The following is an 11,242-nucleotide window of genomic DNA, read 5'->3' as shown; positions in this document are numbered from 1 at the left end:
CTTTGCATCCAGGCTATACCAATAAACGACCAGAGACCCAAGATATCTAGCTCCAATTTGGTTTTTCTTTCTTTAAAAATGCATTAAGTCCTTGTTGTCCTTCAGTAGATACTCTTTTTTGAGCAATCAAAGAGGCAGTGTAATAGACGAGTTCCTCATTTATTGTTTTATTTGCTACATAGCTTGCCAGTTGTTTTGATGCTTTGACCGCTTCGGGCGCATTGTTGCTGATTTGTTTTGCATAATTGAGCGTGAATTCCAACAAATGTTCCTCAGCAACACAATGTTGTACTAAATGTAACGACAACGCTTTGGCTGCATCAAAAATTTCAGCACTCATGAATAAGGATTTAGCGCTACGCTCTCCAATGGCTTGAACTACATAGGGACTAATTACTGCAGGTATCAAACCCAATTTAACTTCTGAAAAACAAAAGCGCGCTGATTGAGATGCGATAGTAATATCACATGCTGCAGCAAGTCCTGCGCCACCACCAAAAGCAGAACCATGGACCATGGCTAAAGTGGGTTTGGGGCTTTTATTTAAAGTGTACATTAGATTACCAAGCACCATGGCATCTTTTAGATTTTCTTCTTCAGTATATCGTGCCATGTTTTGCATCCAGCCTAAATCAGCGCCTGCAGAAAAATGTTTTCCATTGGCTTTAAGGATAATGACTCGGACATTAGAATCGGCAATAGCCGCATTAAGCTGACGTTGCATTTCTCCTAAAAGCTGATTATCAAAAGCATTATGCTTGCTCACACGATTTAGAGTGAGTAGACACAAGTGTTCATGAATTTCGTACAACAAGTCGCTCACCTGTATGCTCCTTACATGCGAAATACGCCAAAGCGTGTTGGCTCGATTGGGATATTTAATGTTGCTGATAAACCCAGACCTAATACTTTGCGTGTATCCTGGGGGGCAATGACCCCGTCGTCCCATAATCGGGCACTGGCATAATAAGGATTTCCCTGCATCTCATATTGAGAACGTAATTGCTCCTTAAAACGTTCTTCTTCAGCTAAGGGCCAATCGCTTCCTTGTTTTGCCAATTTGTCTCGATTCACTTGTGCTAATACATTAGCGGCTTGTTCTCCACCCATAACTGAAATACGAGAGTTAGGCCAAGACCAAAGAAAATTAGGGTTATAGGCGCGTCCACACATGGCATAATTACCCGCGCCAAAACTACCGCCAACAATTACAGTAAATTTTGGAACATTGGCATTGGCAACAGCGGTTACCATTTTGGCGCCATGTTTTGCAATACCTGAGGCTTCATATTTAGAACCAACCATAAAACCGGTGATATTTTGCAGAAAAAGTAAAGGAATTTTACGTTGGCAACAAAGTTCTATAAAGTGAGTTCCTTTCAATGCGCTTTCACTAAATAAAATGCCATTATTTGCAATAATGCCTATAGGATAACCATATAAATGGGCGAAGCCACAAACCAGCGTTGTACCAAAAAGCGCTTTAAATTCATCAAACTCGGAACCATCAACAATACGTGCAATAATTTCGCGAATATCAAAAGGTTTTCGAGGATCAGTAGGTATTATACCGTTAAGTTCCTTACTGTCATAAAGTGGTTCAACCGTATCTATGCGCATTAATTGATGTGGTTTTTTGCGGTTCAAATGACTAATAGAAACTCGTGCCAGATGAAGCGCATGGCCATCATTTTCTGCATAGTGATCTGCTACGCCCGAATGCCGACAATGGACTTCTGCACCACCTAATTCTTCGGCACTGATGACTTCACCTGTTGCTGCTTTGACAAGAGGTGGGCCGCCAAGAAAAATCGTGGCCTGATTTTTCACCATGATTGATTCATCAGCCATAGCTGGTACATATGCACCACCAGCTGTACAAGATCCCATAACTACTGCGATTTGTGGAATATTTTGCGCAGACATTTGAGCCTGATTGTAAAATATTCGCCCGAAATGATCGCGATCAGGAAATACTTCATCTTGATGGGGCAAATAAGCTCCTCCTGAATCGACCAGATAAATGCAGGGCAAATGATTTGCTAGAGCGATTTCTTGGGCTCTTAAGTGTTTTTTTACTGTTAATGGATAATAAGTGCCGCCTTTTACAGTGGCATCATTGACTACAATCACACATTCAATACCTGAAACCCAGCCAATTCCTGTGATAATCCCTGCAGCGGGGACTGCATCATCATAAACTTGATACGCTGCAAGCTGGGAAAGTTCAAGAAAAGGGCTTCCTGGGTCGAGTAGTTGTTGTAATCGTTCTCTTGGTAATAATTTACCATGTTTTAAATGACGAGCTCGAGCTTTTTCGTCGCCGCCTAGAGCAATATGTTGAATTCGACTTTTTAACTCATCTACCAAGGCTTGCATGGCTGCCTGGTTTGTCTTGAATTCTTGACTGCTTGTATTAATTTGACTGATTAATTTTGCCATGCCTATCCTCATCGCACCAAAATATCGCTTAAAACGATGATTGTCCAAATAATCCAGGTTACGGCAATAAAGTGTGGCATATCCCCACCTTTTATAAGCCTATAAGCAAGTGCAGGAATGGCGGTAATTATTAGAGGCAACAGGACAAGAACGAGAATTTTTCGGATAACAAGCCCCCAGCCCGTTTGGCTGAATATAGGAGTTAATTTCAAATTAACATAGGTAAAAAATACATCAACATAGACAATAATAAGATGAGCATATTTCGCAAATAGAACTACTAAAATACTCATTAGCAGGTAGATAAGACTGTGTCGTAGCATGAACATCCTTTTTTATTAAAGATCCCCTCTCCCATAGAATGGGGTAGGGGACGTTTTGTTTTAAATTAATTCAATTGCCATTGCAGTTGCTTCACCACCACCAATACATAATGAAGCGACCCCACGTTTTTTACCCTGATGCTTTAATGCATGTATTAGAGTAACCAAAATACGCGCACCAGATGCACCGATAGGATGACCCAAGGCACAAGCTCCACCATGAATATTAACTTGTTCTGGGTTTAACTCAAGTTGTGTCATAGCAGCCATTGTTACTACCGCAAATGCTTCGTTTATTTCATAAAGATCCACATCATTTTGTTTCCATGATGCTTTATTCATCACTTTGCGAATCGCATCCACAGGAGCTGTGGTAAACCACTCAGGCGCTTGCGAATGGCTGGCATGTGCAACGATGCGAGCAATTGGTGTGATGCCGCGTTTTTCTGCTTGTCCAGCACTCATTAAAATCAGACTTGCTGCACCATCAGAAATAGAGCTTGAATTAGCTGCAGTAACGGTTCCGTCTGCTTTAAAAGCAGGTTTTAATTGGGGTATCTTGGACATTTTTGCTGCATCAGGACCTTCATCTACATTTACTGTAATATCACCTTTACGTGTATTAATAGTTACTGGAACAATCTCATCCTTAAAGGCACCACTTTCTATTGCTTGTAATGCTCTACTCATGGAGCGAGTAGCAAACTCATCTTGTTGCTCTCTGCTAAAATGAAAGTGACTGGCTGTAGCTTCTGCAAAGACGCCCATTAATTTCCCTCTGTCATAGGCATCTTCTAATCCATCGAGGAACATATGATCTTTTAACTCTCCGTGTCCTAACCGGTATCCTGAGCGTGCTTTACTCAAAAGATAAGGTGCATTACTCATGCTTTCCATACCGCTTGCAAGAACAATATTGGCAGTCCCTGCTCGAATTAAGTCATGAGCGAGCATTACGGCTTTCATTCCTGAGCCACACATTTTGTTGATTGTGGTTGCTCCTGAAGAATTAGGTAATCCAGCTTTAATTGCTGCTTGTCGTGCGGGAGCCTGACCAATCCCGGCTGATAAAACACAACCACTGATTACTTCATCTATTTCTGCTGGGCTAATTCCGGCTTGAGACAGGGCAGCCATATGTGCAATTGCGCCTAACTCTGGAGCTGAAAGAGCGGATAAATTGCCTAACATGGCTCCCATGGGTGTTCTTTTTGCCGCAACGATTACTATGTCATTCTGTTCCATTTTCATTCTTCCTTATGCTGTTTCTTTAAAAAGTTCTCGTCCAATAAGCATTCTTCTGATTTCAGAAGTACCAGCCCCTATTTCATACAATTTTGCATCACGCAGTAAACGTCCTGTAGGATACTCATTAATATATCCATTACCACCAAGAATTTGAATTGCTTGCAATGCCATTTGTGTTGCTCTTTCAGCCGTATATAAGATCACGCTTGCAGCATCTTTGCGACTGACTTTACCTTCATCACAAGCTCGGGCGATGGCATATAAATAGGCCCTTGAGGCACCCAGGTCAGTGTACATATCTGCTAATTTACCTTGGATGAATTGAAATTCACCTATGGGTTGTTCAAATTGTTTACGTTCATGTACATAAGGTAAAACAACATCCATACAGGCCTGCATAATTCCTACTGGACCTGCGGCCAAAATAGTACGCTCATAATCAAGCCCACTCATTAATACTTTAACACCTTGATTCACTTCACCCAAAACTTGTTCAGCAGGGACTTCACATTGTTCAAATACCAATTCACAGGTATTTGAGCCGCGCATTCCTAGCTTGTCGAGTTTTTGAGCGGTTTTAAAGCCGGGCATACCTTTTTCAATCAGAAAAGCAGTGATTCCTTTACTCGCAGCCTGTTTGTCTGTTTTGGCATAAACGACCAGAACATCGGCATCAGGCCCGTTGGTGATCCACATTTTGGTGCCGTTGAGAATATACTTATCGCCTGCTGGACGAGCATGTAATTGCATACTGACTACATCAGATCCTGAGTTGGATTCACTCATAGCGAGAGCGCCAACATATTCTCCACTAATGAGTTTAGGCAGATATTTTTGTTTTTGCGAATGATTACCATTTAAATTGATTTGATTGACGCATAAATTGGAGTGAGCACCGTAACTCAGGCCTATAGAGGCAGACGCCCGCGAAATTTCTTCCATTGCGATGACGTGGGCAAGATAGCCCATATTGGCACCACCATATTCTTCACTGGCAGTAATTCCCAATAATCCCATTTCACCTAGTTTTCGCCATAAATGATTGGGAAAAGCATTACTTTCGTCAATTTGAGCAGCAAGTGGAGCAATTTCAGCACGAGCAAATTGGTAGACACTGTCGCGCAACATGTCGTAAGTTTCACCGAGTTGATAGTTCGGTCCTGTGTACATAGCTGACTTCCTGTTGTTGTAACTACTAATCTGTTGCAAGTTTTAAATGACTGCTAAAACTTGGTTTATGTTAATGCAGAGTGTGTAGTCTGTTGATTTTTATAAATGTGTTAGACTATACCCAATCAAGTTGAAGATGCAAATAGAATTTCTCAGATCTTTTTTCCTATTGAAAAAGTTAAAGAAATGATTTGATGAACCAATTCAAATAACCCTTGGTGAAATGAGCTTTTAGGGGATTGCACTGCATGATCTAAGTTAAAGTGGGAAGCTATTAGATATTATTTATTTTGTTATTGAGTTTGCAGAATAGGAGTGTTTTTTAAATGCTCCTTTACCTGATTTAAAAAATCGCCTAATCTTAGGCCAATGGAAAAACTACTGAGCTTTCAAAGGTAGTTACAGCCAAAGTTTCAGCGTTTAGTTTTATCTATTTAGGAGAGTCATTCATGCGTAAATTAGTACTCTGGGGACATAGTGTTGATGAGTATCGTGAGATGTTTGATTTGTCTCAAGAGGATATGAATTCAAAGATATTGGAATATGGATGTGGTCCCAGTGCAGTAAACGCTCAACAGTTTCAAGAAGCGCATCAAGCAGTAAGTTGTGATCCTTTGTTTGTTTTGGATAAAGATACCTTATCCTCCAAGGCGATTATGATTTTTGCACAAATGGCAGATGAAGTTCATAAGCAACACGATCAATTTGATTTCAGTCGCTTTGGAGGTTTAGAGCAGCTGCTTGAGCATCGACAAAATGGAATGAAAAAATTTTTTGCAGATTATGAGCAAGGCAAGGCTGAAGGACGATATTATGGTGCAGCAGATTATCATTTACCTTATCCCGATTTCTCTTTTGATTTTGCATTAAGTACAAATTACTTATTTGCAGATTTGGAAGATCAGACTGTCGAATTCCATTTAAATGTAATTCGTGAATTAGCAAGAGTAGCGAAGGAAGTAAGAATTTTTCCCTTAAATGATACGGAAGGAAAAACCTCTGAGTTTTTAGGCCCTGTATTGTTGGAGCTGCAAAAAGAAGGTTATGGCGTAGAAATTAGAGAAGTCGATTATCATTTGCATAAGTCTGAAAGCGCTATGTTGCGAGTTTGGGCACAGAAATGTGATATTTAATTAATGCAGCCTGGGTGAAGCGAAGCGAAACCCAGGTGTTCTGAATTAACCCAAACCCGGGGTTTCGCTTCGCTTCACCCAGGTCACAAGGTTTTTTATGTATTCGATGTTACGTCCCATACTTTTTAGTATGGATCCTGAAAGTGCGCATACTTTTAGTTTGTCTGCTTTGCATTATGTACCCAAGTTTTGTTTTAAAAAGGTAAAGCCTAAACCTACTGAAGCTTTGGGACTACAATTTCCACATGTTGTCGGTTTGGCGGCAGGTTTGGATAAAAATGGAGAGCATTTAGACGCATTAGCCAAACTGGGTTTTTCCTTTATTGAAGTAGGTACTGTTACGCCAAGACCACAAATCGGTAATCCTAAGCCGCGATTATTTCGTTTGCCAGCGGCTCACGCGATTATTAATCGTATGGGGTTTAATAATCACGGGGTTGATGCCTTGGTAGGGAATGTAAAAAAGGCACGTTACAAAGGAATCTTGGGTATTAATATCGGCAAAAATAAAGATACTTCGTTGGAACATGCTGCAGATGATTACATTCATTGTCTGGGTAAAGTATATGAGTATGCCTCATATGTGACCATTAATATTTCTTCACCGAATACCCCCGATTTGCGCCAGTTACAGCAAAAAGAATATTTTGCCAACTTATTGTCGCAAATACAGGCTGAACAAATTAAATTGTCAGATAAATTTCAACGCCATGTGCCTTTAGTAGTTAAAGTATCTCCAGATGAAGATTTAGAAACATTAAAACAGATGACGGAAGTGATTTTGCAGTATGGTATTGAAGGAATTATTGCGACGAATACAACCTGTTCTCGGACTGGAGTGAGTCATTTATCCCATGCTCAGGAAACTGGAGGGTTAAGTGGTAAACCTCTATGGGAGCTTTCTACCCAGTGTCTGCGTTTGCTAAAACAATATGTTGGTGATGATGTTAGCTTGATCGGAGTAGGAGGCATCGACAATTGTGACAGTGCGCAGGCTAAGTTGGATGCTGGTGCTTCATTAATCCAAGTGTATACTGGTTTGATTTACCAAGGACCGGGTTTGATATACGAATTGTCAAAAGGATTAAAATGAAACAGTAAATGGTATCCAGTTATGATCTCTTCTTCATTTTTACCACGATTTGCTTAGGATATCTAAGATGAAATGCATTACTAAAGATCTGGCTTGGCAAATGGAATCGTGTATCAAGCAAACCCATATAGAAGTAACCAAGCAATATCCACAAGGAAAAATATTGGAACTTAATGGAGGCGCTGCTTGTTTTTCAGGGACTGATTCATATTTGTCACAAGTAGTAGGGTGGGGATTTGCCACAAAACGTGCGCATTTTCAGTCTGAAATAGAGCAAATAGAACATTTTTATAAAACATTAAACCATACTCGTGTAGATATTGAATTATGTCCTTTTGTGGGAAATGAACTTACAATATTTTTAAGCCAGCGTGGTTATTGCATCAGTGAATTAAACAATGTCTCAATATTGGATTTAAACACATATCAGCCTAATGACGGTGCTGCAGATCCCTTAACCATTAAAGAAATAAAGCCGCATGAACTGAATGAATGGGCCAAAAAGGTTGCCTTAGGTTTTGATGCTCCTGAAGCTGAGGATCAATTTTCTCGTTATGCCCAATCTAAAGGAGTTAGTGCCTATGCTGTTTTTGATAACGATGTAATTGTAGCTGGTGCTTCGATTGCCATTCACGGCGATTTCTGTGATTTAGGGGTGACGAGCACTTTGCCTGCTTTTCGAGAGAAAGGATTACAAAAAAAATTACTAAAAGTCCGATTGAATAGGGCAAAACAGCAAGGGGTGTCTTGGGCAACGGTTACTACAGAGCCAGGGAGTGTTTCTGATTGTAACGTACAAAAAATAGGTTTCCATTGTGCTTATACCCGCATCAAAATGACTTTGGAATGACATGAATCCCATTCAATTTTGTAGCTGGCGCAGCAGAATCAGGTTTTCGGATAGAAATAACTTACTTATAACAAGGGGACGCGATGCAGTACTCAGGCCACTTTGAATTTTAAGCAATATTAGCACTTCCCTGTAATAACAGTTACAATAGCCCATGTTTCGATTGTGTTACTTGAGTCATGAAGAAGAAACTTTCTGTTAAAACCAGCATTTTATACAAACGTTTGCTTGCATATGTGAAACCATTTTGGCCCATACTGGCATTAGGTATATTTGCCAACATTTTGTATTCCTTGATTGACGCTGGTTTTACATACATGATGCGTCCTTTTTTTGATAAAAGCTTTATTAATGTCGATATGGATTTTATTAAGAAAATTCCTTATATCGTTTTAATCGGAATTACCTTGAGAGGACTTGTTAGTTCATTGGGCAGTTATTGTATGACTTGGGTTGCCCGCTCAGTAGTTAAAGTATTAAGGGAAAAAGTTTTTAATCATATTCTTCGTCTGCCTGCTGATTTTTATGACGAAGCAACTTCAGGACAAATGCTTTCCAAAATATTGTATGACGTGGAGCAAGTAGCGCAGGTTAGCGCAGATGCTTTAACAGATATTGTCCAAAATATTTGTTTAATTATAGGTTTTCTCACTGTGATGATGGTCATTTGCTGGCAGTTATCACTCATGTTTCTGTTAACTATTCCCTTTGTTGGCTTAATTGTGAACTATACAAATAAACGCGTACGACGAATAAGTCATAAAGTACAAAAAACTATGGGAGAGGTTACTGAAATTGCCAGCGAAGCAATTGAAGGTTATAAAGTAGTGCGTATTTTTGGAGGGGCTGCTTATGAATCTGGAAAATTCTGTAAAGCCATAGAGCGTTCACGCCAAAACGATATGAAAGTTGCTACAAGCAAGGCGATTAATGTGTCTGGAGTGCAAATTGTTATTGCGATAGGTATTGCAGCAATCATTGCAGCAGCAATTCAATTGTCTACAGTAGTGATTATTTCTGCCGGTTCTTTTTTAGCAATTATTGCTGCAATGATTCAGTTAATTAAACCGATGAAAACCCTAACGACCTTGAATGCCGTAATACAAAAAGGTCTAGCTGGTGCTGAAAGTGTTTTCTCCATGTTGGATCTACCCATTGAGCAAGAACAAGGGATCGTTTTGTCGCAAAGATCACAGGGCGCTCTGGAGTTTAAACATGTCTCTTATGCTTACCGACAAGGGGAGCGCATATTACATGATGTAAGTTTCACTGTTGAAGCAGGTAAAACGGTAGCATTGGTAGGTCATTCTGGAAGTGGCAAAACAACGATTGCCAGTTTATTGCCTCGCTTTTACGAAGTGACTCAAGGTGTTATTACTCTGGATAATACACCTATTAATCAAATAAGCTTGGCTAGTTTGCGTGAGCAAATGGCTTTAGTGAGTCAGAATGTGACATTATTTAATGACACTTTAGCCAATAATATAGCATACGGTCGTTCGGATGTGAGCCGGCAACAAATTATTCAAGCTGCCAAAATGGCTTTTGCTGACGAATTTATTAGCCGTTTTCCAGAGGGTTATGATACGCGTATTGGTGAAAATGGAGTATTACTCTCGGGTGGTCAGCGACAAAGAATAGCTATTGCGCGTGCTATTTTAAAGGATGCACCTATTTTAATTCTTGATGAAGCAACATCTGCTTTGGATAGTGAGTCCGAGCGATACATCCAAATCGCTTTGGATCAAGTGATGAAAAATCGCACTACACTTGTTATTGCGCATCGTTTATCGACGATTAAGCATGCGGATAAAATTATAGTGATGCAACACGGATGTATAGTAGAGCAAGGTACCCATCAGGAACTACTTGATTTACAAGGCTATTATGCACAACTTCAAGGAATGCAGCACATAGATATGATTCGTGAGGATGTGGTAGCCTGATGTCTGCTTTCCTGGATAAATTATGGTATGGAAAAGATCATCCACTTCAATGGGTGTTGCGCCCTTTGTCTTGGGGATATTTTGCTGTAGTTTCAGTCAGGCGCTATTTTTTGCAACGTTTTAGTCAAATAAATTGCCCAGTTCCTCTGATTGTTGTTGGTAATATAACGGTTGGAGGAGTGGGAAAAACTCCTTTAGTTATTGAGTTGACCAAAAGAATACAACAAAAAGGATTGCGAGTTGGTATTGTTAGCCGTGGTTATGGTGCAGCAACGAAGCATTTTCCCTATGAAGTACATGTAAATGATTCTGCTCTAAAAGTTGGAGATGAGCCTTTACTGTTGGCACAAAAAACCAAATGTCCTGTAGTGATTGCACCGAAACGAACCGAGGCGGTTCGTTATCTTTTAGAAAAGCATCAAAGCCAAATCATTATAAGCGATGATGGATTACAACATTACCGTATGGGACGAGCTATTGAAATTGCTGTTATTGATGGAACTCGAGGATTAGGTAATGGCCTTTGTTTGCCGGCAGGCCCACTAAGAGAGTCTGCTGCACGTCTAGAACAGGTTGATTTTATTGTGGTAAATGAAGGTAAGTGGCATGAGGATTCGGATTCAGTATCGATGAAACAAGCCCACTCTGCAGTAGCGTTTCAAAAGAGGTCTAATGCATATCCAATGGTATTGAGGCCTGGAACAATTAAAAAATTAAGTACAGATGAGGAAATTGAACCTCAGAAATTAAATGAAAAATGGGAGGCGATTGCTGCGATAGGTAATCCCCAACGTTTTTATTCCACTTTGCTGCAATTAGGGATAGAATTCGATACCTGTTCTTATCCTGATCATTATCAGTTTAAGCCAGATGATTTGAATTCTTCGAAATCACTTATTATTATGACGGAAAAAGATGCAGTGAAATGCCGAGCATTCAGCTCGGATAACATGCATTATTTACCCGTAGAGGCTGTATTGGATGATGCATTTTGGGACGCATTGTGGTTACATCAACAGTTAAAAGGTTATTGCTGA

The 11,242-nt window shown here is 40.0% G+C and carries 10 protein-coding genes; 5 read left to right on the top strand and 5 right to left on the bottom strand.

Annotated elements, in window-relative coordinates:
* Positions 1 to 46: 46 nt before the first annotated feature.
* Genes ELY20_RS04060 through ELY20_RS04040 form a run of 5 tightly spaced genes read right to left on the bottom strand, consistent with a single transcriptional unit; the run spans position 47 to position 5,183 of the window.
* On the bottom strand, positions 47 to 823 hold the full coding sequence (locus tag ELY20_RS04060; protein WP_110141467.1) for an enoyl-CoA hydratase-related protein: 777 nt from the start codon (positions 821 to 823) through the stop codon (positions 47 to 49).
* An 11-nt stretch (positions 824 to 834) separates the two neighbouring features.
* The gene (locus ELY20_RS04055; protein WP_110141468.1) at positions 835 to 2,442 is read right to left on the bottom strand and encodes a carboxyl transferase domain-containing protein; all 1,608 of its coding nucleotides are present in this window, start codon (positions 2,440 to 2,442) and stop codon (positions 835 to 837) included.
* An 8-nt stretch (positions 2,443 to 2,450) separates the two neighbouring features.
* Positions 2,451 to 2,765 (bottom strand): hypothetical protein, encoded by a 315-nt coding sequence (locus ELY20_RS04050; RefSeq protein WP_165831568.1) that lies wholly within the window; start codon positions 2,763 to 2,765, stop codon positions 2,451 to 2,453.
* A 60-nt stretch (positions 2,766 to 2,825) separates the two neighbouring features.
* Entirely contained in the window at positions 2,826 to 4,010 is a 1,185-nt protein-coding gene (locus ELY20_RS04045; RefSeq protein ID WP_110141470.1) for an acetyl-CoA C-acyltransferase, read from the bottom strand.
* 12 nt (positions 4,011 to 4,022) lie between these two features.
* Positions 4,023 to 5,183, bottom strand: coding sequence for an isovaleryl-CoA dehydrogenase (locus ELY20_RS04040; protein WP_110141471.1), 1,161 nt, complete (start codon positions 5,181 to 5,183; stop codon positions 4,023 to 4,025).
* A gap of 449 nt (positions 5,184 to 5,632) precedes the next feature.
* Here ELY20_RS04040 and ELY20_RS04035 point away from each other — a divergent pair, with 449 nt between their 5' ends.
* The 5 genes from ELY20_RS04035 (at position 5,633) to lpxK (ending at position 11,242) form a co-directional block, all read left to right on the top strand.
* The gene (locus tag ELY20_RS04035; protein ID WP_110141472.1) at positions 5,633 to 6,316 is read left to right on the top strand and encodes a hypothetical protein; all 684 of its coding nucleotides are present in this window, start codon (positions 5,633 to 5,635) and stop codon (positions 6,314 to 6,316) included.
* Positions 6,317 to 6,413: 97 nt separating this feature from the next.
* Positions 6,414 to 7,409 (top strand): quinone-dependent dihydroorotate dehydrogenase, encoded by a 996-nt coding sequence (locus tag ELY20_RS04030; RefSeq protein ID WP_110141473.1) that lies wholly within the window; start codon positions 6,414 to 6,416, stop codon positions 7,407 to 7,409.
* 67 nt (positions 7,410 to 7,476) lie between these two features.
* Positions 7,477 to 8,259: a GNAT family N-acetyltransferase gene (locus ELY20_RS04025; protein ID WP_110141474.1), complete on the top strand. Its 783-nt coding sequence runs from the start codon at positions 7,477 to 7,479 to the stop codon at positions 8,257 to 8,259.
* A gap of 179 nt (positions 8,260 to 8,438) precedes the next feature.
* Positions 8,439 to 10,205: a lipid A export permease/ATP-binding protein MsbA gene (gene msbA / locus ELY20_RS04020; RefSeq protein ID WP_110141475.1), complete on the top strand. Its 1,767-nt coding sequence runs from the start codon at positions 8,439 to 8,441 to the stop codon at positions 10,203 to 10,205.
* The gene (gene lpxK, locus ELY20_RS04015; protein WP_110141476.1) at positions 10,205 to 11,242 is read left to right on the top strand and encodes a tetraacyldisaccharide 4'-kinase; all 1,038 of its coding nucleotides are present in this window, start codon (positions 10,205 to 10,207) and stop codon (positions 11,240 to 11,242) included. Before msbA ends, lpxK begins: the two co-directional genes overlap by 1 nt.

The sequence above is a fragment of the Legionella qingyii genome, from assembly GCF_003990155.1.
Lineage (GTDB): Bacteria > Pseudomonadota > Gammaproteobacteria > Legionellales > Legionellaceae > Legionella > Legionella qingyii.
Note: the sequence above shows the minus strand (reverse complement) of the source record. Positions and strands in the feature narration are given on the sequence as shown.